Annotated in this window: 19 protein-coding genes; 9 read left to right on the forward strand and 10 right to left on the reverse strand. The window is 71.6% G+C overall.

Annotated features, from left to right (window positions below):
- Nucleotides 1-146 precede the first annotated feature (146 nt).
- Nucleotides 147-1,508 carry a glutamine synthetase family protein gene (locus ACFPZI_RS03130; protein ID WP_381357854.1) on the reverse strand — a complete coding sequence of 454 codons (1,362 nt, stop codon included), beginning with the start codon at nucleotides 1,506-1,508 and terminating at the stop codon, nucleotides 147-149.
- A gap of 409 nt (nucleotides 1,509-1,917) precedes the next feature.
- On the opposite strand from ACFPZI_RS03130, the gene ACFPZI_RS03135 reads away from it, so the two are divergent.
- Complete coding sequence (locus ACFPZI_RS03135) at nucleotides 1,918-3,108, forward strand: globin domain-containing protein (RefSeq protein WP_381357857.1); 1,191 nt, start codon at nucleotides 1,918-1,920, stop codon at nucleotides 3,106-3,108.
- 40 nt (nucleotides 3,109-3,148) lie between these two features.
- On the opposite strand, the gene ACFPZI_RS03140 is transcribed toward ACFPZI_RS03135, so the two are convergent.
- On the reverse strand, nucleotides 3,149-3,610 hold the full coding sequence (locus tag ACFPZI_RS03140) for an RrF2 family transcriptional regulator (protein ID WP_381357860.1): 462 nt from the start codon (nucleotides 3,608-3,610) through the stop codon (nucleotides 3,149-3,151).
- Between the two features lie 132 nt (nucleotides 3,611-3,742).
- Here ACFPZI_RS03140 and ACFPZI_RS03145 point away from each other — a divergent pair, with 132 nt between their 5' ends.
- A complete protein-coding gene (locus ACFPZI_RS03145) occupies nucleotides 3,743-5,497 on the forward strand; it encodes an NAD+ synthase (protein ID WP_381357863.1) in 1,755 nt (584 codons plus the stop codon).
- Between the two features lie 66 nt (nucleotides 5,498-5,563).
- Here the strand turns inward: ACFPZI_RS03145 and ACFPZI_RS03150 are convergent, their stop codons facing one another.
- From ACFPZI_RS03150 to ACFPZI_RS03160, 3 genes are all read right to left on the reverse strand, one after another.
- Entirely contained in the window at nucleotides 5,564-6,619 is a 1,056-nt protein-coding gene (locus tag ACFPZI_RS03150) for an endonuclease/exonuclease/phosphatase family protein (protein WP_381357865.1), read from the reverse strand.
- Nucleotides 6,620-6,839: 220 nt separating this feature from the next.
- Entirely contained in the window at nucleotides 6,840-7,565 is a 726-nt protein-coding gene (locus ACFPZI_RS03155) for a TetR/AcrR family transcriptional regulator (protein ID WP_381357868.1), read from the reverse strand.
- A gap of 82 nt (nucleotides 7,566-7,647) precedes the next feature.
- Nucleotides 7,648-9,300, reverse strand: coding sequence for an MFS transporter (locus ACFPZI_RS03160; protein WP_381357871.1), 1,653 nt, complete (start codon nucleotides 9,298-9,300; stop codon nucleotides 7,648-7,650).
- 192 nt (nucleotides 9,301-9,492) lie between these two features.
- On the opposite strand from ACFPZI_RS03160, the gene panB reads away from it, so the two are divergent.
- The 3 genes from panB (at nucleotide 9,493) to ACFPZI_RS03175 (ending at nucleotide 12,626) form a co-directional block, all read left to right on the forward strand.
- Nucleotides 9,493-10,368 carry a 3-methyl-2-oxobutanoate hydroxymethyltransferase gene (panB, locus tag ACFPZI_RS03165; protein ID WP_381357874.1) on the forward strand — a complete coding sequence of 292 codons (876 nt, stop codon included), beginning with the start codon at nucleotides 9,493-9,495 and terminating at the stop codon, nucleotides 10,366-10,368.
- A 306-nt stretch (nucleotides 10,369-10,674) separates the two neighbouring features.
- Nucleotides 10,675-11,700: an ATP-binding cassette domain-containing protein gene (locus tag ACFPZI_RS03170; protein WP_381357877.1), complete on the forward strand. Its 1,026-nt coding sequence runs from the start codon at nucleotides 10,675-10,677 to the stop codon at nucleotides 11,698-11,700.
- Nucleotides 11,697-12,626, forward strand: coding sequence for an ABC transporter permease (locus tag ACFPZI_RS03175; protein WP_381357880.1), 930 nt, complete (start codon nucleotides 11,697-11,699; stop codon nucleotides 12,624-12,626). Before ACFPZI_RS03170 ends, ACFPZI_RS03175 begins: the two co-directional genes overlap by 4 nt.
- Before the next feature lie 22 nt (nucleotides 12,627-12,648).
- Here ACFPZI_RS03175 and ACFPZI_RS03180 read toward each other — a convergent pair whose 3' ends face one another.
- On the reverse strand, nucleotides 12,649-16,119 hold the full coding sequence (locus tag ACFPZI_RS03180) for an AfsR/SARP family transcriptional regulator (protein WP_381357883.1): 3,471 nt from the start codon (nucleotides 16,117-16,119) through the stop codon (nucleotides 12,649-12,651).
- A gap of 267 nt (nucleotides 16,120-16,386) precedes the next feature.
- Between ACFPZI_RS03180 and ACFPZI_RS03185 the strand changes: the two genes are divergently transcribed.
- Nucleotides 16,387-17,187 carry a site-2 protease family protein gene (locus ACFPZI_RS03185; protein ID WP_381357886.1) on the forward strand — a complete coding sequence of 267 codons (801 nt, stop codon included), beginning with the start codon at nucleotides 16,387-16,389 and terminating at the stop codon, nucleotides 17,185-17,187.
- A gap of 37 nt (nucleotides 17,188-17,224) precedes the next feature.
- On the opposite strand, the gene ACFPZI_RS03190 is transcribed toward ACFPZI_RS03185, so the two are convergent.
- Both ACFPZI_RS03190 and npdG read right to left on the reverse strand, forming a co-directional pair.
- Nucleotides 17,225-17,452: a hypothetical protein gene (locus tag ACFPZI_RS03190; RefSeq protein ID WP_381357888.1), complete on the reverse strand. Its 228-nt coding sequence runs from the start codon at nucleotides 17,450-17,452 to the stop codon at nucleotides 17,225-17,227.
- 56 nt (nucleotides 17,453-17,508) lie between these two features.
- Nucleotides 17,509-18,264 carry an NADPH-dependent F420 reductase gene (gene npdG, locus ACFPZI_RS03195; RefSeq protein WP_381357891.1) on the reverse strand — a complete coding sequence of 252 codons (756 nt, stop codon included), beginning with the start codon at nucleotides 18,262-18,264 and terminating at the stop codon, nucleotides 17,509-17,511.
- 148 nt (nucleotides 18,265-18,412) lie between these two features.
- Here npdG and ACFPZI_RS03200 point away from each other — a divergent pair, with 148 nt between their 5' ends.
- Nucleotides 18,413-19,015 (forward strand): hypothetical protein, encoded by a 603-nt coding sequence (locus ACFPZI_RS03200; protein ID WP_381357892.1) that lies wholly within the window; start codon nucleotides 18,413-18,415, stop codon nucleotides 19,013-19,015.
- Nucleotides 19,016-19,044: 29 nt separating this feature from the next.
- Here ACFPZI_RS03200 and ACFPZI_RS03205 read toward each other — a convergent pair whose 3' ends face one another.
- A complete protein-coding gene (locus tag ACFPZI_RS03205) occupies nucleotides 19,045-19,296 on the reverse strand; it encodes a hypothetical protein (RefSeq protein ID WP_381357895.1) in 252 nt (83 codons plus the stop codon).
- 60 nt (nucleotides 19,297-19,356) lie between these two features.
- Here ACFPZI_RS03205 and map point away from each other — a divergent pair, with 60 nt between their 5' ends.
- Together map and ACFPZI_RS03215 are read left to right on the forward strand one after the other, a co-directional pair.
- A complete protein-coding gene (gene map, locus ACFPZI_RS03210; protein ID WP_381357897.1) occupies nucleotides 19,357-20,214 on the forward strand; it encodes a type I methionyl aminopeptidase in 858 nt (285 codons plus the stop codon).
- 160 nt (nucleotides 20,215-20,374) lie between these two features.
- On the forward strand, nucleotides 20,375-21,022 hold the full coding sequence (locus tag ACFPZI_RS03215; protein WP_381357900.1) for a biliverdin-producing heme oxygenase: 648 nt from the start codon (nucleotides 20,375-20,377) through the stop codon (nucleotides 21,020-21,022).
- A 306-nt stretch (nucleotides 21,023-21,328) separates the two neighbouring features.
- On the opposite strand, the gene ACFPZI_RS03220 is transcribed toward ACFPZI_RS03215, so the two are convergent.
- Nucleotides 21,329-21,577: a hypothetical protein gene (locus ACFPZI_RS03220; RefSeq protein ID WP_381357903.1), complete on the reverse strand. Its 249-nt coding sequence runs from the start codon at nucleotides 21,575-21,577 to the stop codon at nucleotides 21,329-21,331.
- Between the last annotated feature and the right edge of the window lie 114 nt (nucleotides 21,578-21,691).

The following is a 21,691-nucleotide window of genomic DNA, read 5'->3' on the forward strand; positions in this document are numbered from 1 at the left end:
TGGAGAATTCCTCAACTCCCTTGCATGAACTGCGAAAACGCTAACTACCCGGCCTTGGAAGTTCCCCCGCTGAGCCGGACACCTGGACACCGGGTGGTGAGCCGGGGTGATCGCCGGGGCTCCCGCCTCCGCGCCGCAGCGGAGCGCTACAGCACCGGCAGGTTCTTGCGGAGTTCGAAGGCGGTGACCTCGGAGCGGTACTCGTGCCACTCGGCGCGCTTGTTGCGCAGGAAGAAGTCGAAGACGTGCTCGCCGAGGGTTTCGGCGACCAGGTCGCTGCGTTCCATCAGGGCGAGGGACTCGCCGAGGTTCTGCGGGAGGGGTTGGATGCCGAGGGCGCGGCGTTCGGCGTCGGAGAGGGCCCAGACGTCGTCCTCGGCGCCGGGCGGGAGTTCGTAGCCCTCCTCGACGCCCTTCAGGCCGGCGGCCAGGAGGAGCGCGTACGTCAGGTACGGGTTGGCGCCGGAGTCGATCGAGCGGACCTCGGCACGGGCGGAGCCGGTCTTGCCGGGCTTGTACATGGGAACGCGGACCAGGGCCGAGCGGTTGTTGTGGCCCCAGCAGATGTACGACGGGGCCTCGCCGCCCGCGCCCGCGGTGCGCTCGGAGCCGCCCCAGATGCGCTTGTAGGAGTTGACCCACTGGTTGGTGACCGCGGAGACCTCCGCCGCGTGCCGCAGCAGGCCCGCGATGAAGGAGCGGCCGACCTTGGAGAGCTGGTACTCCGCGCCCGACTCGTAGAACGCGTTGCGGTCGCCCTCGAAGAGGGACAGGTGCGTGTGCATGCCGCTGCCCGGGTACTCCGAGAACGGCTTCGGCATGAACGTGGCCTGCACGCCCTGCTCCAGCGCCACCTGCTTCATGACCAGGCGGAACGTCATGATGTTGTCGGCCGTGGACAGCGCGTCCGCGTAGCGGAGGTCGATCTCCTGCTGACCGGGGGCGCCCTCGTGGTGGGAGAACTCCACCGAGATGCCCATCGACTCCAGCATGGTGATGGCCTGCCGGCGGAAGTCCATGCCCACGTTGTGCGGGGTGTGGTCGAAGTAGCCGGAGTTGTCCGCCGGGGTCGGGCGGCTGCCGTCGACCGGCTTGTCCTTCAGCAGGAAGAACTCGATCTCCGGGTGGGTGTAGAAGGTGAAGCCCTGGTCGGAGGCGCGGGCCAGCGCGCGCTTGAGGACGTAGCGCGGGTCGGCGAAGGACGGCGAGCCGTCCGGCATCAGGATGTCGCAGAACATGCGGGCGGTGCCGGGGGCCTCGGCGCGCCACGGCAGGATCTGGAAGGTCGACGGGTCCGGCTTGGCGATCATGTCGGACTCGTACACCCGGGCGAAGCCCTCGATGGCGGAGCCGTCGAAGCCGATACCCTCGTCGAACGCCTGCTCCAGTTCGGCCGGGGCCACGGCCACGGACTTCAGGAAGCCCAGTACGTCCGTGAACCACAGGCGTACGAAACGGATGTCGCGCTCCTCCAACGTCCGGAGCACGAACTCCTGCTGCTTATCCATCTTCCGCTTCCCCATCCTTGCCGGTCAGCCGCCAGTCTCTCCCGCGCCGGGTGGCCTCCTCGGGCGGCGGTCGGGCACTCGGGTCATCCCACCACATCCGGGTTTCGCCCGTGTTGCCGACCTTGATCGTTCCACGGGTCCCCGGCGTGACGCGAAGGGACACTGCCGCGCCAGACGTACCACCCCGTGGCCCGCCCCGCCCACTGTCCATCCTGCCCGCTCGGGCCCGCATCCGTAACGGTCGGCCCGGTTCCGGTCCAGCGCGCCCCGCCCTCCCTCCGGCGCACGCCTTGTACACGGTTGGCCTCTCGGCCCGACACCCACCCCCCTTTAATTGGTATTTTAGATGCAAGTTTTAATGGGTGGTGCAGGCAGTCAAGAAGGCAGTCGAGAACAACGAGGAGACCCGATGCTGTCCGAGCAGTCCGCCGCCACCGTCCACGCCACGCTTCCCGCCGTCGGCGGGGCCCTCGGTGAGATAACCGAGCGGTTCTACGCCGGGATGTTCGAGGCCCGCCCCGAGTTGCTGCGTGACCTGTTCAACCGCGGCAACCAGGCGGCCGGCACCCAGCGCGAGGCCCTCGCCGGGTCCATCGCGGCCTTCGCCACGCACCTGCTGGCGCACCCCGACACACGGCCCGACGCGATGCTGGGGCGCATCGCCCACAAGCACGCCTCGCTCGGCATCGCCCCGGACCAGTACGCGATCGTCCACGAGCACCTGTTCGCCGCGATCGTGGAGGTCCTGGGCGAGGCCGTCACGCCCGAGGTCGCGGCCGCCTGGGAGGAGGTCTACTGGCTGATGGCCAACGCCCTCATCGCCATCGAGAAGCGGCTCTACGAGGAGCAGGGCGGGCCCGGCTGGCGCAAGTGGGAGGTCGTCGAGCGGGTCACCGAGACCGCCGACGTCGTCTCCTTCCGGCTGCGCCCCGCCGACGGGGGCCCGGTGCGGGACTTCCGTCCGGGCCAGTACGTCTCCGTCCGTGTCGCCCTCGACGACGGCGCCCGGCAGATCCGCCAGTACAGCCTCTCCGGCGCGCCCGGCCCCGACGAGCGGCAGTTCAGCGTCAAGCGTGTACGCGACGAGGACGGAACGCCCGAGGGCGAGGTCTCCGGCCACCTGCACGCGCGCGTGCGGGCCGGCGACATCCTGGAACTGTCCGAGGCGTACGGCGATCTCGTCCTCGACACCGAACCCGCCGCCCCCCTGCTGCTCGCCTCCGCGGGCATCGGCGTGACCCCGATGACCGCGATGCTGGCCCACCTCGCCGACCACGGCTACGACGCCCCCGTGACCGTCGTGCACGGCGACCGCTCCCCCGCCGACCACGCCCTGCGCGCGGACCACGAGACGTACGCGGCGAAGCTGCCGGACGCGGCGGTGCACCTGTGGTACGAGCAGGACGCCCCGGCCGGCACGTCCACCGGCTACGTCGACCTCACCGGCGTACCGGTCGCGGCGGGCACGCGCGCGTACCTGTGCGGTCCGCTGCCGTTCATGCGCATGGTGCGGGAACAGCTGATCGGCAAGGGCGTCGCGCCGGCCGACATCCACTACGAGGTGTTCGGCCCGGACCTCTGGCTGGCCAAGCAGGGCTGAACGCGCCCCGCACGGCCGCGCGCCACGGCTGCGGCGCGCGCTACGGCTGCGGCGCGCGGGAGATCTCCAACAGCAGCGGGCCCGTCGGACCCGCGGAGATGTCCGACACGGTGAGCGGGTCCAGCGAGGCGAAGAACGCCTCCTGGGCCCGCCGCAGTGCGCCGCGCAGTTGGCAGGCGGACCGGAGCGGGCAGGGCGTGCCGGCTCCGGACGCGGACGCGCCCTCGCAGTCGACGACATCGCCCTCGCCCTCGAAGGCGCGCACCAGGGCGCCCACCGATGCCGTACGGCCCCGCTCCGTGAGGGCGAGGCCGCCACCGCGACCGCGCCGGGCCGTGAGCAGCTCCATGTGCTGGAGTTCGGCGACGACCTTCGCGGCATGGGTGTAGGGCACGCCCATGGCCTCGGCGACATCACGCGTCGTCGGGTTGGCGTCCTCTCCGGCCACGGCGAGGCGCATCAGGACCCGCAGGGCCAGGTCGGTGGAGCGCAGCAGCCTCATACCGGGCAGCGTAGGTAATACGCATCTCGCGTTCAAATTTTCCGGCACTTCACATTTTCCGGCACGTGGTGATCCAAGGCCCACCCGAGCCTGCCGACCCATAGCGTCGAATTGACGATTACACTGAGCCGCGTGCCTCAACTTCGTCTCGCTCTGAACCAGATCGACTCGCGGGTCGGCGACCTCGCCGGCAACGCCGACACGATCGTCCGCCGGACCCGGCACTGTGCCGAGCAGGGAGCCCATCTCGTGGCGTTCCCGGAGATGGCGCTGACCGGGTATCCCGTCGAGGACCTCGCGCTGAGGTCGTCCTTCGTGGAGGCCTCCCGCGAGGCCCTGCGTTCCCTCGCCGCGCGGCTCGCCGAGGAGGGCTTCGGGGAACTGCCCGTGCTCGTCGGCTACCTCGACCGCAGCGCCGCCGCCCAGCCGAAGTACGGCCAGCCCGCGGGCGCGCCGCGCAATGCCGCGGCCGTGCTGTACGGCGGCGAGGTCGTGCTGAGCTTCGCCAAGCACCATCTGCCGAACTACGGGGTCTTCGACGAATTCCGGTACTTCGTGCCCGGCGGGACGCTGCCCGTCCTGCGGCTGCACGGCGTGGACGTCGCCCTCGCCATCTGCGAGGACCTGTGGCAGGACGGCGGCCGGGTCCCGGCCGCGCGGTCGGCGAAGGCCGGGCTGCTGCTCTCCGTCAACGCCTCGCCCTACGAGCGGGAGAAGGACGACACCCGGCTCGAACTGGTCCGCAAGCGGGCCCAGGAGGCCGGCTGCACGACCGCGTACCTCGCGATGACCGGCGGACAGGACGAGCTGGTGTTCGACGGGGACTCGATCGTCGTCGACCGTGACGGCGACGTCGTGGCGCGCGCGCCGCAGTTCACCGAGGAGTGCGTGGTGCTCGACCTCGACCTCCCGGCGGCCGCCGCGAACGCGCCCCCGGTCGGCGAGGTGGTCGACGACGGGCTGCGGATCGACCGCGTCGTCCTGTCCGAGGCACCGCTGCCCGCGTACGCGCCGGAGCGGCTCGGGGCATCCGCACCACCTCTCGAGGACGACGCGGAGGTGTACTCGGCGCTGGTCGTGGGGCTCCGGGCGTACGTCGAGAAGAACGGGTTCGGGTCGGTGCTGATCGGCCTGTCCGGCGGGATCGACTCGGCGCTCGTCGCCGCGATCGCCTGCGACGCGGTGGGCGCGGAGAACGTCCACGGCGTGGCCATGCCGTCGAAGTACTCCTCGGACCACTCCAGGGGCGACGCGGCGGAGCTGGCGCGGCGGACCGGGCTGAACTTCCGGACCGTCTCCATCGAGCCGATGTTCGACGCGTACATGGGAGCGCTGGGGCTGTCCGGGCTGGCGGAGGAGAACCTGCAGTCCCGGCTCCGGGGGACGATGCTCATGGCGATCTCCAACCAGGAGGGCCACATCGTCCTGGCGCCGGGCAACAAGTCGGAGCTGGCGGTCGGCTACTCGACGCTGTACGGGGACTCGGTGGGGGCGTACGGGCCCATCAAGGACGTCTACAAGACGTCGGTGTTCCGGCTCGCCCATTGGCGCAACCGCTCCGCGGCGGCGCGGGGCGAGACCCCGCCCATCCCCGAGAACTCGATCACGAAGCCGCCGAGCGCGGAACTGCGGCCGGGCCAGGTCGACACGGACTCGCTGCCGGACTATCCCGTCCTCGACGCGATCCTCGAGCTGTACGTGGACCGGGACCGGGGTGCGGACGAGATCGTCGCCGCCGGGTTCGACGCGGAACTGGTGAAGAAGACGCTGCGGATGGTCGACCGGGCCGAGTACAAGCGGCGGCAGTACCCGCCGGGGACGAAGATCTCCCCGAAGGGCTTCGGCAAGGACCGTCGGCTGCCGATCACGAGCGGCTGGCGGGAGTAGCGGGAGCAGGCGAGCAGGGCCGCGGGGCGGCCTCGGGGACTCCGTTCCCGAGGCCGCCCCGCGCTCTCAGTCGCCCGGCGTCACGAGCTTCACCCGGGCCGCGACGGGGAGGTGGTCGCTCGCTGTTTCGGGGAGCGACCACGAGCTCTGCGGTTCCGCGCCCTTGACCAGGATCTGGTCGATCCGCGCCATCGGGAACGCCGCCGGCCAGCTGAAGCCGAAGCCGTCGCCCGCCGCGCCCTGGGTCGAACGCATCTGGGAGGTGACGGCGTTCAGGGCGCGGTCGTTCATCGTGCCGTTCAGGTCGCCGAGCAGAACGACGTTCTCCAGGGGCTCCCGCATGATGGCCGCGCCCAGGGCGTCGGCGCTCTTGTCCCGCTGGCGGGCGGTGAAGCCGGCCTCCATCTTCACCCGTACGGAGGGGAGATGAGCGACGTACACGGCGACCCGCGCCTCGGGCGTCGCCACCGTGGCCCGCATCGCGCGCTTCCAGCCGAGGCGTATGTCGACGGCCGCCACGTCGCTCAGCGGGTACTTGCTCCACAGCCCGACGGTGCCGACCACCGCGTGGTGCTTGTACGTCGACGCCAGCGCCTCCCGGTACGTCGGGACCGCCGACGCCTTCAGCTCCTCCAGGGCCAGGACGTCCGCCCCCGAGGCCGCGACGTCGCGGGCGGTGCCGGACGGGTCGGGGTTCTGGGCGTTGACGTTGTGCGTGACCACCGTGAGGTCGCCGCCGGAGCCGGTCCGGCCGACGAGCAGGCCGCCGAAGAGGTTCAGCCAGACGACCGCGGGCAGCAGCACCGCGATCAGCGCGGTGGCGGACCTGCGGATGAGGGCCGACACCAGCAGCACCGGGATGGCCAGCCCCAGCCACGGCAGGAACGTCTCGAGCAGGCTGCCCAGGTTGCCGATCACGTTGGGAATCCGGGCGTGGGCGCCCATGACCAGGGCGAGCAGCACCGCGCACACGGCCAGGATCACGCCCCGGCGCCAGATACGGCGGTCCCCGCGCCAGCCTCTGGTCAGGCGGTCCCACAGGCGCCGAAGCCCGGGTGTCCGGCGTTGCTCGGGCCCCGAGCCGCCGTCGTCCGTCTCCGTCACGTACGCCTGCTGCGCCATACCGTCGCCTCACACCTTGCCGTGCACACCGTCGCCCCCGTGCGTAGACCCTAGGGGATGATCGGCGCCTTTCCCGCCGTCTGTCGACGGCCGTACGGAGGCGAGGACGAACAGGACCGCTCCGGGAGTTCCAGAAGGGATCAAGGAAAGCGCGCTCTGTGACGAAACGCGCACAACGTGGCGGCGGGGAGACCGGGAAGTCCTGGGAGTCCTGGTTGTTTCAGGATTCCGGTCGGATCCGGTGTCGGCCGGAACCGCTGCCGGCCGATGCGGGACTGCCGTCGTCGAGGGCAGGCCGGTCGGCGTCGACGGCGACGGGGCGCAGGCCCTGGAGCAGGGTGTCGACGACCTGCTCGGCGAGCCCCTCCGGCAGACCGGCGTCGGGGCGCAGAAGGGTGCGGACGAGCAGGGGGCCGACGACGATGTCGTTCAGCAGTTCGAGGTCGACGTCGGCGCGGAGTTCGCCGTTCTCCCTGCCGCGGCGCAGCACCTCCAGGCCGAGCCTGCGGCGCGGCAGGACGACGGTGTTGTGGTAGGCGGCCCAGATCTTCGGGCTGCTCTTCATCTGGGCGTGGACGTTGTGCAGGATCACCGAGGCCCTGCTGGCGAGGCCGCGCCGGCGCAGGGACTCCAGCAGGGCGACGAGGTCGTCGCGCAGGGAGGTACCGGGGAGTTCGGGGTCGACGGGTTCGGCGGCGCGCAGGACGTCGACGAAGAGTGCCTCCTTGCCGCTCCAGCGGCGGTAGATGGTGGCCTTGCCGACGCCTGCGGTGCGGGCGATCCGCTCGATGGACAGCTCCGCGAGGGGCACACCGTCCTCCAGGAGCTTCATCGCGCCCTCGATGATGGCCCGTTCGACGGCCTCGCTGCGGGGGCGGCCGCGTGCGGGGCCGTCCGGCCGGGGAACGGGGCCGGGGTCGGTGGTGCCGGGGTCGGCGAGGCTCACGTCGCTGCGTCCTTTCCGTGGACTGGGACGATTCTCCCCGGTGCGCGTCCCCTGCCCGAGTCCCGCGTCCCACTCCCGCCTCTCAGTCCCACCTCTTCGTCGCGCCCGTCGTCCCCGTCGCGCCCGTCGTCCCCGTCGCGCCCGTCGTCCCCGTCGACACCAACTCCTCGTCCTTCTCGTCCCCCTCGGGCTCCGGACTCCGGCCGGGCAGGAACAGGGCGACGACGATCGCGCCGAACACCGCGACGCCCGCGCCCGCCAGCGCCGTGATGTGCATGGCGTGCAGGAACGCCTCGTTGGCCGGACCGACCAGGGCGTCACCGCGCGGCCCGAGCCGGGCCGCGGCACCCAGGGTGGCCTCGATGGACTCGCCGGCGGCGTGCCGGACACCCGGCGGCAGCAGGACGAGCTTGTCCTCGATGTGCGTGCGGTACGCGGTGGACAGCACCGAGCCGAGGATGGCGACGCCGAAGGCGCCGCCGACCTGGCGGAAGGTGTTGCTGAGCGCGGAGGCCGAACCCGCCTTCTCCCTGGGCAGCGCCTGCATGATCACGACGCTGACCGGCGTCATGACGTTCGCCATCGCGGCACCCATCAGGAAGAAGATCACCTCGAGGATCCAGATGGGCGTGTGCGAGTCCAGGGCGGCGAACGCGGCCAGCGTCGCCGCGAGCAGCAGCATGCCGCCGGTGGTGGTCGCCCTGTTGCCGAACCGGTCCACCAGCAGCCGGGCCCTCGGCGCGAAGATCATCTGCGCGGCGGCCAGCGGCAGCATCAGCAGACCGGTCTCCAGCGGCGAGTATCCGCGCACGCTCTGGGTGTAGAAGACGGCGAAGAACAACACACCCAACAGTGCGAAGAAGACCAGCGCGATCGCGACGATCGAAGCCGAGAAGACCTTGTTCTTGAAGTACGCCATGTCGATGGAGGGGTGGGTGCTGCGCTTCTCGAACACCACGAACGCGACGAGTACGGCGAGCCCGGCGCCGATGGCCGACAGCGCCGTGGCGTCGGTGAAGTCGGCGAGCTGGCCGCCCTTGATGATGCCGTAGACCAGCAGGACCAGGCCGACCACGGACAGGACGACACCGACGGGATCGATCCGGCCGGGGTCCGGGTCGCGGGAGTCCGGCACGAGCCACAGCATCAGGGCGAGGGCGGTCAGCACGATCGGCACGTTGACGAGGAAGACCGAGCCCCACCAGAAGTGGTCCAGGAGCAGTCCGCCGGTGACCGGGCCGATGGCGATGGCGAGGCCCACGCCTCCCGCCCAGATGCCGATGGCCTTCGGCTGTTCGTCCCGTTCGAAGACGTTCATCAGTATGGCCAGAGTCGCCGGCATGACGAACGCGGCACCCAGACCCATCAGTGCGCGGAAGCCGATCAGCTCCGTCGGGGAGCCCGAGAAGGCGGCGAGCGCCGAGCCCATGCCGAACACGGCGAGGCCCCCGAGCAGCACTTTCTTACGGCCGAGCCGGTCGCCCAGCAGGCCCGCCGTGAACAGCAGGCCCGCGAAGACGAGCGTGTAGGCGTTGATCGCCCACTCCAGCTCGCTCTGTGTGGCGCCCAGGCCGGTGGGGGCGGGCGTGGAGATCGTCTTGATGGCGACGTTCAGGATCGAGTTGTCCAGGGCGACGATCAGCAGACTCAGGATCAGCACGCCGAGGATCAGCCAGCGGCGCCGGTGCACGTGTTCCGGTATCCGGCGGTCGGGGGCGGCGGCGGGGGAAGTCATAAGGCCACCGTAGGACCGTTTCGAAACGATACCGTCTCGTATCGGAATTCCTTTGCCGAGACCTTGCCGGGGTATTGCGCCGCCTTTCGGTGGAGACCATCCTCTGGCACCGACTCCCGCGAGGTGCCACCATGGAGGCGATCCGGGGACGCCGTCAGGGTGCCTCGAGATGACGTGTTAGGAGCCGTTGCAATGACGCAGCTTTCGGCTGCCCCGACGGGCAGGCCCGTCCCCTCCGACGGCAGCAAGGCGCTGTACGGGGGCAAGGGCACACGCCGTATCACCGTCCGCGACATCGCCCTCGCCAAGGAACGCGGCGAGAAGTGGCCCATGCTCACCGCCTACGACGCGATGACCGCGTCCGTCTTCGACGAGGCCGGCATCCCGGTCGTGCTCGTCGGCGACTCCGCGGGCAACTGCCACCTCGGGTACGAGACGACCGTCCCCGTCACCCTCGACGAGATGACCATGCTGTCCGCGGCCGTGGTCCGCGGCACGAGCCGCGCCCTGATCGTCGCCGACCTGCCCTTCGGCTCGTACCAGGAGGGGCCGGTGCAGGCGCTGCGCTCGGCGACCCGGCTGGTCAAGGAGGCCGGGGTCGGCGCCGTCAAGCTGGAGGGCGGCGAGCGCTCGCACCGGCAGATCGAGCTGCTGGTCGAGTCCGGCATCCCGGTGATGGCGCACATCGGACTCACCCCGCAGTCCGTGAACGCCATGGGCTACCGCGTCCAGGGGCGCGGCGAGGAGGCCGCGCAGCAGCAGCTGCGGGACGCCAAGGCCGTGCAGGACGCGGGCGCCTTCGCCGTCGTCCTGGAGCTGGTGCCGGCCGAGCTGGCCGCCGAGGTGACCCGGACGCTGCACATCCCCACCGTCGGGATCGGCGCGGGGCCTCAGACGGACGCGCAGGTGCTGGTGTGGACCGACATGCTCGGGCTGACCGGCGGCCGAGTGCCGAAGTTCGTGAAGCAGTACGCGAACCTGCGTGAGGTCATGGGCGGCGCGGCGAAGGCGTTCGCCGAGGACGTCGTGGGCGGAACGTTCCCGCAGGAGGAGCACTCCGTTCACTGAGCACAGCCACTGGAGCAGCGCCGCGGTAGCGCTGCCACTGAGCCAACACCGCACACGGACGGCCCGCCGACTTCCCCCATCGGCGGGCCGTCCCCCTTTTGCGCCTAAACCGGCGCCGCTTTCGCGGAAGTGGTGCTCGCCGTCGTGGTTGCTCAATTGACGGTGGCGGTGGTCGTCGTGGGGATGTCGGGGGCGCGGGGATAGGCTGCCGCCCGCACCGGCACAGTGCCCCTCCGACAGCCTCCCGTCAGCCTTCTGTCGGACGGCTGTCGGGGGTTTGTCGGTGGGGGGTGCGAAGGTCGGGGCATGACGCGAAACGACAACGACTCCGGTGGCGCGGGCAGCGCCGTCACCGTACGGGGGCTGGTCAAGCACTACGGCGGGACCAGGGCACTGGACGGTGTGGACCTGGAGGTGCGCGAAGGCACCGTGATGGGGGTTCTCGGGCCGAACGGCGCCGGCAAGACCACCCTCGTGCGCATTCTCTCCACCCTGCTCGCCCCGACCGCGGGCGAGGCCACCGTCGCCGGGTACGACGTGCTCCGCCAGCCCCGGCAACTGCGCCGGGTGATCGGGCTGACCGGACAGTACGCCTCCGTGGACGAGAAGCTCGCCGGCTGGGAGAACCTGTACCTGATCGGCCGGCTGCTCGACCTGTCCCGCAAGGAGGCCCGGCGCCGCGCCGACGAGCTGCTGGAGCGGTTCTCGCTCACCGAGGCGGCCCGGCGCCCGGCCGCCACGTACTCCGGCGGTATGCGGCGCCGGCTGGACCTGGCCGCGTCGATGATCGGCCGGCCTGCGGTGCTGTTCCTCGACGAGCCGACCACGGGACTGGACCCGCGCACCCGCAACGAGGTGTGGGTCGAGGTCAGGCGGCTGGTCGGGGACGGGGTGACCGTGCTGCTGACCACCCAGTACATGGAGGAGGCCGAGCAGCTCGCCTCCGAGCTGACCGTCGTGGACCGCGGCAAGGTCATCGCGAACGGCGGCATCGAGGAGCTGAAGGCCAAGGTCGGCGGCCGCACCCTGCGAATCCGCCCGGCCGATCCGCTCCAGCTGCGCCCGCTCGCCTCCGCCCTCGACGAGCTGGGCATCACCGGGCTTGCCGCCACCACCGTGGACTCCGAGCGGGGTGCCGTCCTGGTCCCGATCCTCAGCGACGAGCAGCTGACCGCGGTGGTCGGCGCCGTCACCGCGCGGGGTCTGACCCTTGCCTCCATCGCCACCGAACTGCCCAGCCTGGACGAGGTGTTCCTGTCGCTCACCGGCCACCGCGCCGGTGCCCCGCAGGACACCGTGCCCGCCGAGACCCACGAGGAGGCCGCCGCATGAGCTCCGCGACTTCCGCGAAGACCACGACGACTGCTACGACTGCGACACCTGCGAAGACCGACACCATTCCGGCCGATGCGACCGGGGCGGGCGGGGCAGGCGGAGCGGGCGGGCCGGCCGGGACCTCCCGCGCGACCGCCGCGGACGGCCGCATTCCGCTGCGTTCCCATCTGCGTCACACCAGCGCCCTGGTCCGCCGCAATCTGCTGTGGATCCGGCAGGACCCGGAGTCGATGTTCGACGCCGTGCTGTTCCCGATCGTGTTCACCCTGCTGTTCGTGTACGTCTTCGGCGGCTCGATCGGGCAGTCGCTGGGCGGCGGGCAGGAGGCGTACGTGCAGTACATCGTGCCCGGCCTGATGGCCATGATGGGCATGAACATGGCCATGGGGGTGGGTACCGGCTTCAACCAGGACTTCAACACGGGTGTCATGGACCGTTTCCGGTCGCTGCCCATCGGCCGTGGCTCGGTCCTGTTCGCCAAGATCGCGGTCGAGGTGCTGCGCATGCTGATCGCCACCGCGATCCTCCTGGTCGTCGGTGTCCTGGTCGGCTTCGACATCACCAACTGGCCGGGGCTGTTCGCCGCCGTGGGGCTGGCCGTGCTGTTCGGCTCGGCCCTCATGTGGATCTTCATCACGCTGGGTGTGACGATGAAGAACGCGCAGTCGGTGCAGGCGATGGGCTTCCTGGTGCTGATGCCGCTGCAGTTCGGTTCGTCGATCTTCGCACCGACCCGGTCGATGCCGGGCTGGCTGCAGACCTTCACCGATGTCAACCCGCTGTCCTCGCTGGCCGACGCCGCGCGCGGCCTGATGGTGGGCGGCCCGGTCGCGGGCGACCTGTGGCTGACGGTGGCCTGGTCGGTGGGGATCACGGCGGTGATGGCCCCGGTCGCGATCCACAAGTTCCGCACGAAGAGCTGATCACGCGTCCCCGCGTGACGGGTCAGACCAGGGTGGCGGCCTCCTCCGGAGAGAGGTGGCCGCCCTCCGCGTACGCGGCCTCGTACGCCGTGTCGCCGAGGGAGTCCCGGGTCCGCCGCTCGGCCAGGTCGCGCACCTCGCGCTCCATGCGCCCGGCGACATGACCGGGCGGCAGCGAGGCGTCGGCGGCGCCGAGACAGCGGGCCGCGTCGCGGGCGCGCCGCCCGCCGTCCACGCCGGCCAGGGCCGTGGCACCCATGGTCAGATGCGCGGCACGCATGTGGGAGGCGAGGGCCAGGGCCAGCGGATTGCCGGACTGCGCGAGCGCCGCGCGGATCGTCACCAGCGCCCGTTCCTCGTGTCCGTCGACGACGTCGAGCCAGCCCTCGGCGCCGAGGATGAACGCGTCGAAGACGACGTAGTGGGAGATACGGAACTCCTCGCGCAGCACCCGCAGCTGGTCCCGGGCCTCGGCGGTGCGCCCGGTCAGACCGAGCCAGCCGGCCAGGAAGAGCCGGGCGGCGGGCAACGCCGGCTCGTGCCCGCCGCCGCCCCGGTCGATGACCTCGCGCAGCAGCCGCTCACCGCGCTCCCCCTCGCCGGCCTCCAGCAGTACGCCGCCCAGCCGGGCAGTGAGCACCGCCGCCTGGGCGCGGGCGCCGAGGCGTTCGGCGTACCCGATCGCCGCCTCGTAGTCGGCTGCGGCGAGCACGCACTCACCGCGGCGTTCGCGCGCCTCGCCGCGTGCGGAGAGGGTCTCGGCGATGCCCCAGGCGTCACCGAGACGCCGGTAGATCTCCAGGGCCTCGTCCGCGTCTCGCAGCGCGTCGCCCGCCCAGTCACTGCGGTTGGCGAGGAAGTTGGCCCTCATCTGCAGGTTGGAGGCCAGCTCCCAGTCGAATCCGGGTGTCTGCCGACAGGTGCGGACGGCGTCGTCGACGACCGTGCGCAGGGTGCTCATCTCGCCGCTCAGCATCAGGGCGAACGCCCAGAACGTGCCGGGCGGGCGGCAGGTCTGCGGCTGGCCGGGCTCGTAGGCAGCGGCGATCAGGCGCAGCCTGTGCTGCGCCTTCGGAGTCATCCAGTCGTCCAACTCCGTGTCCATGCAGGCCATGTGGGACAGATGCACGCCACGCCGGGCCTCGACGAGCACCTCGTCGGTCATCGGCGGCGGGGCGTCGGTGCAGCGCTGCCACAACGAGGGGACGGGGCCGACCGGTTCGGCGAACGGGTCCGGGCCCAGTGCCATCACCTCGCGGCACCAGTTGCGGGCCTCGATCCGCTGGTCGCGCATCTGCCAGTACCAGGTCAGCGACAGCGTCAGGCACAGCGCCTCCTGCTCGTCGCGGGCGGCGAGAGCGTGGCGCAGCGCGGTGCGCAGGTTCTCGTACTCGCGCTCCAGCCGTTCGATGGCGGCCAGTTGGTCCGAGCCGCGCAGCAACGGGTCCGTAGTGCGGGCGAGTTCGCGGTAGTAGGTGAGGTGGGCGCGTTCGGCTCCGGGCCGCTGCCCGGCCTCGTCGAGCCGTTCGGAGGCGTACTCGGCGACCGTCTCCAGCAGCCGGTAGCGCATCTCGTCACCGCCGGTGCCGTCTGCCGAAGAGGCCGCCACCACAAGGGATTTGTCCACGAGTGAGCCGAGCGCGTCCAGTACGGCGGGCCCGCACACGGCCTCGGCGGCGGCGAGGTCGCAGCCGCCCGCGAAGACGGACAGCCGCCGCAGGACGTCCCGTTCACCGTCGTCGAGCAGGTCCCAGGACCAGTCGACGACGGCCCGCAGGGTCTGCTGGCGGGGCCGGACGGTGCGGCTGCCGGAGGTGAGCAGCCGGAAGCGGTCGTCGAGCCGGTCGGCGATCTGGCGCGGGGTCAGCATCCGCAGCCGGGCGGCGGCGAGTTCGATGGCGAGGGGCAGCCCGTCGAGCCGGCGGCAGATCTCCGCGCACGCCTTCGGGTCGTCGTCGACGCGGAAGCCGGGGCGGGCGGCGGCCCCACGGTCGGCGAGCAGCCGCAGCGCGACCGGTTCCGGCAGCGGTTCCACCGGGCGCAGCACCTCCCCCGGGACACCGAGGGGTTCACGGCTGGTGGCGAGCACGGTGAGACCGGGGCAGCGTTCAAGGAGCGTCTCGACCAGCCGGGCGGCGGCGTCCACGACGTGCTCGCAGTTGTCCAGGACGAGCAGCATGCGCCGCCGGCCGCAGTGTTCGGCGAGGCGGTCCACGGGGTCGTCGCCGCGTTCGGTGGCGGCCCTCATGCCTTCGGCACCGGCGCCGTACAGCACGGTCTCGCGGGCGCCGACGGCGGTGACCACCGCTTCGGGGACACCGGCGGGGTCGTCGACCGGGGCGAGTTCGGCGACCCGGACTCCGTCCCGTACGCGGTCCAGGAGTCCGTCCCGTACGCGGGCCGACAGCCCGTCCGGTGCCCGGTCCAGGAGTCCGTCCGGTGCGCGGGCCGGCAGCCCGTCCCGGGCCGCCCCTTCACCGTCGCCGTGGTGTGCGGCGGACGCCCGCAGGAGGGCTTCGGCGGCCTCCTGCGACAGCCGGGTCTTCCCGGCCCCGCCGGGCCCGAGCAGGGTGACCAGCCGGGCCGAGGCGAGATCGCCCCGGATGGCCTCGAGGTCGGCCTCCCGGCCGACGAAGGAGGTCAGCCGGGCCCGCAGACTGCCGGGCGGGGGCGGGGTGCCGGTGGGCTGTGAGGTCCTGGTGGGCTGCCGTGCTCCGGACGCCCCCGCGTCCGCGGGCTGTGGCGCCGATGTGGGCGCCGCCGCGTCAGGGCTCAGCAACTCGGCATGCAGACCGCGCAGTTCGACGCCGGGGTCGGAGCCGAGACGGTCGGCGAGCAGTCGGCGTACGTCCTCGTAGGCGGCCAGTGCCTCGGCGGTGCGGCCGGCGCCGCGCAGGGCGCGCAGCCGCAGCGCCTGGAGGGGTTCGTCGAGCGGATGGCTGTCGCACAGGGCGGTCAGCTCGGGCAGCGACTGCTCGGCCTCGCCGAGGGCGAGGGCGGCGCCGTGCCGGGCGCGCAGGGCGTCCAGGCGCCGGGCGTCGACCCGGGCCGCCTCGGCGGTGCGGTAGGGCAGATCGGCGAGGGCGGGGCCCCGCCACAGGGCGAGGGCGTCGTCCAGGACGAGGCCCGCCTTGACCGGATTCCCGTCGGACAGCGCGCGCAGACCCTCGCCGGCCAGCCGTTCGAACCGGTGCAGGTCGATGTCGTCGGCCGTGGCGGTGAGGCGGTAACCGCCGTCGTCGGAGGCCACCGCGTCCGCGCCGAGCGCCCGGCGCAGCCGCCCCACCAGCGCCTGCAGCGCCCCCGTCGCGTCGGCCGGCGGTTCGCCGTCCCACACCTCGTCGACGAGCAGACGTACCGGCACCGTACGGCCGGCCCGCAGCGCGAGCACGGTCAGCAGCGCACGCAGCCGTGCCCCGCCGACCGGGACAGTGGTGCCGTCGGGGCGAAGTGCCTGGGTGGTACCGAGGATGCGATAGCGCACGGGGCCCATTGTCTCCGTTGGTCCGGGGGCGGTCACAGGGTGGGGCGGGTGGGCGGGTCGGCGGCCCTTGCTCACGCCCCTCCCCCTCCTGCTGGTCCCCTTACCGGTCATCTTCAGGTCCCCCACCCTCTCCGGAACCGGTGGCCGACGCGAGACGTTTTCCGGGTGCGCCCGGTACGGTCGGGCAGTCCACGCGCGGCGCCCCGCGCGTCCCGCCGTCCGCCCGACGGCCCTGTGCCGACGGGCCGTGGCCCGACAGTCAGCCCAGGGAGCCCCATGACCACCGCCACCACCCGCCACGGCGACCGGAGGATCAGCCCGGTGTTCCTGGGCATCCTGGCCGTCACGGCGGTCACGGGATGGGCCACCTGGACCGGGTTCGCGAGCCGGCCGGGCATCGCCGTGTTCCTGTTCGTGACGGCCGCCTGGATCGTCTCGCTGTGCCTGCACGAGTACGCGCACGCCCGCACCGCGCTGCACAGCGGCGACATCTCGATCGGCGCGAAGGGCTATCTGACGCTGAACCCGCTGAAGTACACGCACGCCCTGCTCAGCATCGTGCTCCCCGTGCTGTTCGTGATCATGGGCGGGATCGGTCTGCCGGGCGGGGCGGTGTTCATCGAGCGGCACCGGATCCGGGGGCGCTGGCGGCACAGCCTGATCTCGGCGGCGGGCCCGCTGACGAACGTCCTGTTCGCGATCGTGTGCACGGCACCGTTCTGGCTGGGCGCGCTGGACGGTGTGCCGGCCGACTTCCGGTTCGCGCTGGCGTTCCTGGCGCTGCTCCAGGTGACGGCCGCGATCCTGAACTTCCTGCCGGTGCCGGGCCTGGACGGCTACGGCGTGCTCGAGCCCTGGCTGTCGCGGAGCCTGCGGCGCCAGGTGGAACCGTTCGCACCGTTCGGCCTGCTGTTCGTGTTCGCGCTGCTGTGGGTTCCGGCGGTGAACGGCGTGTTCTTCGACGTGATCGACTCGATCCTGTCGGCCCTGGGCATCCACGAGGTGGAGACGTACTGCGGCCTGGAACTGTTCCGCTTCTGGCAGGGGAAGAACGAGCTCTGCTCGGTCGGCGCGTGAGGCAGCCGGCCGACGGGCGGCCGCGGCTCGTGACCGGTCAGCCGGTGACGGACCGGTCGCCCTGCGACGCATCGGCGGCCTGTGCCGCCTTGGCGGCCTCCCGCTCCAGCTTCCCCCGCCGCACGTAGTACCAGGTCATGTTGGACGACAGCCCCGCGAGCAGGATCCAGACGACGCCCAGCCAGCTGCCCTGGACGAAGGACACGACGGCCGCGGCGACGGCGAGGAGGCAGACGGTGAGGGCGTAGAGAGCGAGTCGGGGCATGGCGGCTGGGCTCCTGTCGGGGGACACTGCTTCACCGTCCAGTGTCCCCCACGAGGTCATACGTCCGTGACGCGGAGCCCGGCGTGTGCCTTGTAGCGGCGGTTGACGGAGATCAGGTTGGCGACGAGGGACTCCACCTGGTGGGCGCCTCGCAGCCGCCCGGCGAAGACGCCGCGCATGCCGGGGATGCGTCCGGCGAGGGCCTGCACGATCTCCACGTCGGCGCGGACCTCGCCGAGCACCATCACGTCGGTGTCGATCGCGTCGATCTCCGGGTCCTGGAGCAGTACCGCGGACAGGTGGTGGAAGGCGGCGGTGACCCGGGAGTCAGGAAGGAGGGCGGCGGCCTGCTGGGCGGCGCTGCCCTCCTCGGGCTTGAGCGCGTAGGCGCCCTGCTTGTCGAAGCCGAGCGGGTTGACGCAGTCGACGACGAGCTTGCCGGCCAGTTCCTCACGCAGGCTTTCGAGCGTCTTGCCGTGGCCGTCCCAGGGCACGGCGACGATCACGATGTCGCTGCGGCGGGCGGCCTCGGCGTTGTCGGCGCCCTCGACTCCGTGACCGAGCTCCTCGGCGGCGGCCCGCGCGCGTTCGGCGGCGCGCGAGCCGATGATCACCTTCTGGCCGGCCTTGGCGAGCCGGTAAGCAAGGCCCTTGCCCTGCGGCCCGGTTCCGCCGAGCACGCCGACGACGAGCCCGGAGACGTCGGGCAGGTCCCAGGGGTCCTTGGCGGGCGCCTTCGCGGGGGCCTCGGCGGCCTGCGCGGGGGCTTTCTCGGGCTGCTGTGCGCTGTCGCTGGGGGTACTGGAGGTCATGGCCCGACTCTACGGGCGCGGCGGAACCGTTTCCGGCTCACGCGGCCCCACGTGAGCGCTGTCACTGCGCCGCCCCACGCCCCCCAGTCGGGTGAATCGGGGGCGAATCCCGGGCCGCCGGGCCCCGGTTGGGGCAGGGTGCGACCTCATGGATGCCGTACGGGTCGCGCTGCTGCGGGACGTGCTCGCCGGGACCGAGTGGCTGGGAGCCACCCGGCGGTTCGCGGGGGCCCTGCGGGGGTCGGTGGTGTCGCACGGGGGCGGGCTGCTGCTCGTGGGCACGCGGGAGTACGAGCCGTGGCATCTGGCGGCGCATCTGGTGGACGAGGCGGCCTGGTCGGGCACGCCGGAGCTGGTCCCGACGCTCGTACGGCACGACGCGCGCCCCTCGGACCCCGCGCATCTGGCGGTGGGGCTGGGGCGGCTGGAGGCGGCACGGCGGGGCGAGACGCTGCTGGTCGTGGCGCCCGGGGAGCCCACGGCCCCGCTGCTGGAGCGGGTGTCCGACGCCCGCCGGGCCGGCGCGACCCTGTTGGCCCTCGGCCCCAGTGACGGCGAGCTGCCGGCACTGGCCCACGAGACGCTGGCCGTCCCGGCGGGCGCCGAGCTGGACCTGGACACCGTGCAGCACCTGGTCGGCGCGGCGGCCGGCGAGAACGCCCTGCCGTCACCGCGGGGCCACCGCCGCTTCCGGGACCGCATGTCCCGCCTGGCCGACCTCCTGACGGCCCCGCCCCCGGCCCGCTGGTAACCGGAGCGGGGGCGCCCGTCACGCAGGGCTCAGCCCTCGCCGCCGCGGCCCCTGTCGCTGTCGCTGTCGCCCGCGGAGGCGTCGTGCCACTTGGGGTCGTTCTCCCACTGGAGGTTGCGCTCACGTGCCGTCGCCATGGCGTGCTCGGCCTCGGCGCGGCTCGCGTAGGGCCCGAAGCGGTCCTTGTTGGGGCAGTCCGGGCCCTCCTCGACCTTCTGGTGTTCCAGGCAGTAGTACCACTCGCCCGGTTTTCCGACCGTCCGCTTCTTGAAGAGGGGCATGACCGGCTCCTTTCGCCACGGAGGATGGTCCCCCGTAAGCACTGAATTAGACTCGCCGCCATGTCTGGCCAGTCGCTGCTCATCCCAGGGGAGCTGTCTCCCACCCGTTCCGTACCCGGAAACATCCGCCGCCCCGAGTACGTGGGGAAGCCCGCTCCCACGCCGTACACCGGGCCGGAGGTGCAGACCCCCGAGACCGTGGAGGCGATGCGGACCGCCGGGCGGATCGCGGCGCGCGCGATGGCGGAGGCCGCCAAGCTCATCGCGCCCGGCGTGACCACCGACGAGCTGGACCGGGTGGCGCACGCGTACATGTGCGACCACGGCGCGTACCCGTCGACGCTCGGTTACCGCGGTTTCCCCAAGTCGCTGTGCACCTCGGTCAACGAGGTGATCTGTCACGGCATCCCGGACTCGACGGTGCTGCGCGACGGCGACATCGTCAACCTGGACGTGACGGCGTACATCGGCGGGGTGCACGGTGACAACAACGCCACGTACCTGGTGGGTGACGTGGACGAGGAGAGCCGGCTGCTGGTGGAGCGGACCCGGGAGTCGCTGGACCGGGCGATCAAGGCCGTCAGGCCGGGCCGGCAGATCAACATCATCGGCCGGGTCATCGAGTCGTACGCCAAGCGTTTCGGCTACGGCGTGGTGCGGGACTTCACCGGGCACGGCATCAACAGCTCGTTCCACTCCGGCCTGATCGTCCCGCACTACGACAGCCCGCACGCGACGACGGTCATCCAGCCCGGCATGACGTTCACGATCGAGCCGATGCTGACCCTGGGGACCCACGAGTACGACATGTGGGACGACGGCTGGACGGTCGTGACGAGGGACCGCAGGCGGACGGCCCAGTTCGAGCACACCCTGGTGGTGACGGACACCGGCGCGGACATCCTGACCCTGCCGTAACCGGACCCAGGCCCCTGACCTCTCGCCGACCTCTCGGCCCGTCCTCTTCGGAGGGCGGGCTTTCGTCGTTCCGCAACGGGGTAGAGATACCGACGAGATACCGACGAACTGTCGGCAAAGTATTGACTTAGGCAAGCCTAACTATAGAAGATCTGGACTTATGGACTCCTTCTCGACCCTCATCCGCACCGCCTCGCACGAGCAGCACGTGGAGGCGGAGACCTCGACGTTCATGAGTGACCTGCTCGGCGGCCGGCTGGGCATGGACGCGTACGCGCGCTACACCGAGCAGCTGTGGTTCGTGTACGCGGCGCTGGAGTCCAGCGCACCGCAGCTGGCGTCGGACCCGGTGGCCGGCCCCTTCATCCGCCCGGAGCTGCTGCGCCTGCCCTCTCTGGAGCAGGACCTGGCCCATCTGCGGGGCCCCGAATGGCGCGCGACGCTGACGGCACTGCCCGCCACGCGGGCGTACGCGGAGCGGGTCGCGCACTGCGCGAGCGCATGGCCGGCGGGCTACATCGCCCACCACTACACCCGCTACCTCGGCGACCTCTCCGGCGGCCAGATCATCCGCGACAAGGCGGAGCGCACCTGGGGCTTCCCGAAGAAGGGCGACGGCGTCCGCTTCTACGTCTTCGAGGGGGTATCCAACCCGGCCGCCTTCAAGCGCGAGTACCGCGAACTGCTCGACGGCATCCAGGCGGACGACCTGGAGAAGCAGCGCGTCATCACCGAGTGCAAGCGCGCCTTCGCCCTGAACACCGACGTCTTCCGCGCCCTGGGCGAGGAGTTCCCCCTCTCGGCATGACAGGGACGTGTCTACGCCTCACCGCAACGGCCCACCAGTGGTCAAGCACCCCGGCGGGAGGTTGAAAAAACAAGGTCAGACCATGCTCAGCACCTTGTGTCGCGAAGGGGAGCACCCGGCCGACGTGTTGCGTCGACTGCCGGCAGGGCCCTGACCATCCCTTCAGGAGTTCGATCCGAGCCCGTTCCGACTGCTGCCGTCGACTGGAGCGACGGCCGGACCGGGGCGCTGATGTACGCCCCCGTCCGGCGTCGTTGATGTCAGCCGTTGCTGTCAGCCGCCGCTCGCCCTCATGGCCTTGATCGCTCAACCCTGCGAACCCATGCGGTCAAAGCGCTGGTCGGCAGCTGTCCACCAGGCGGTCACTCGGGCGGCCATCGCTTCGGGCCGCAGCCCCAGAGGGTCGAGCCCGAAGTGATCCTCCAGTTCATGCCACAGGAACTCACCGATCTCCGTCTGGCTCGCACCACCACGGAGCCGCTGGAGCAAAGGGACCAGCATGCAGTCGTACTCGTCCTGAACGAGGTCCGCGACGCCGACCGGGTCCCAACTCATTGAGTAGATGCCGAAGGTCGCTCTCGGCGGAGAGGGTCCAGGGTCGCACGGCCCCAGAATGCCACCCGGAAACGACCCTTGATGATGGGGGGCGCCTTCCGGAACTCCCGTGCA

The organism is Streptomyces chlorus (genome assembly GCF_042655885.1).
Classification (GTDB): domain Bacteria; phylum Actinomycetota; class Actinomycetes; order Streptomycetales; family Streptomycetaceae; genus Streptomyces; species Streptomyces chlorus.

Bases quoted from the DNA above. Each gene is read 5' to 3' on its own strand.
- ACFPZI_RS03160 (WP_381357871.1), bottom strand. From the start codon at position 9,300: ATGACTTCCCCCGCCGCCGCCCCCGACCGCCGGATACCGGAACACGTG.
- ACFPZI_RS03170 (WP_381357877.1), top strand. From the start codon at position 10,675: ATGACGCGAAACGACAACGACTCCGGTGGCGCGGGCAGCGCCGTCACC.
- ACFPZI_RS03200 (WP_381357892.1), top strand. From the start codon at position 18,413: ATGGATGCCGTACGGGTCGCGCTGCTGCGGGACGTGCTCGCCGGGACC.
- map (WP_381357897.1), top strand. From the start codon at position 19,357: ATGTCTGGCCAGTCGCTGCTCATCCCAGGGGAGCTGTCTCCCACCCGT.
- ACFPZI_RS03140 (WP_381357860.1), bottom strand. From the start codon at position 3,610: ATGAGGCTGCTGCGCTCCACCGACCTGGCCCTGCGGGTCCTGATGCGC.
- ACFPZI_RS03220 (WP_381357903.1), bottom strand. From the start codon at position 21,577: ATGAGTTGGGACCCGGTCGGCGTCGCGGACCTCGTTCAGGACGAGTAC.
- ACFPZI_RS03190 (WP_381357888.1), bottom strand. From the start codon at position 17,452: ATGCCCCGACTCGCTCTCTACGCCCTCACCGTCTGCCTCCTCGCCGTC.
- panB (WP_381357874.1), top strand. From the start codon at position 9,493: ATGACGCAGCTTTCGGCTGCCCCGACGGGCAGGCCCGTCCCCTCCGAC.
- ACFPZI_RS03185 (WP_381357886.1), top strand. From the start codon at position 16,387: ATGACCACCGCCACCACCCGCCACGGCGACCGGAGGATCAGCCCGGTG.
- ACFPZI_RS03180 (WP_381357883.1), bottom strand. From the start codon at position 16,119: ATGGGCCCCGTGCGCTATCGCATCCTCGGTACCACCCAGGCACTTCGC.
- ACFPZI_RS03205 (WP_381357895.1), bottom strand. From the start codon at position 19,296: ATGCCCCTCTTCAAGAAGCGGACGGTCGGAAAACCGGGCGAGTGGTAC.
- ACFPZI_RS03130 (WP_381357854.1), bottom strand. From the start codon at position 1,508: ATGGATAAGCAGCAGGAGTTCGTGCTCCGGACGTTGGAGGAGCGCGAC.
- npdG (WP_381357891.1), bottom strand. From the start codon at position 18,264: ATGACCTCCAGTACCCCCAGCGACAGCGCACAGCAGCCCGAGAAAGCC.
- ACFPZI_RS03175 (WP_381357880.1), top strand. From the start codon at position 11,697: ATGAGCTCCGCGACTTCCGCGAAGACCACGACGACTGCTACGACTGCG.
- ACFPZI_RS03150 (WP_381357865.1), bottom strand. From the start codon at position 6,619: ATGGCGCAGCAGGCGTACGTGACGGAGACGGACGACGGCGGCTCGGGG.
- ACFPZI_RS03215 (WP_381357900.1), top strand. From the start codon at position 20,375: ATGGACTCCTTCTCGACCCTCATCCGCACCGCCTCGCACGAGCAGCAC.
- ACFPZI_RS03135 (WP_381357857.1), top strand. From the start codon at position 1,918: ATGCTGTCCGAGCAGTCCGCCGCCACCGTCCACGCCACGCTTCCCGCC.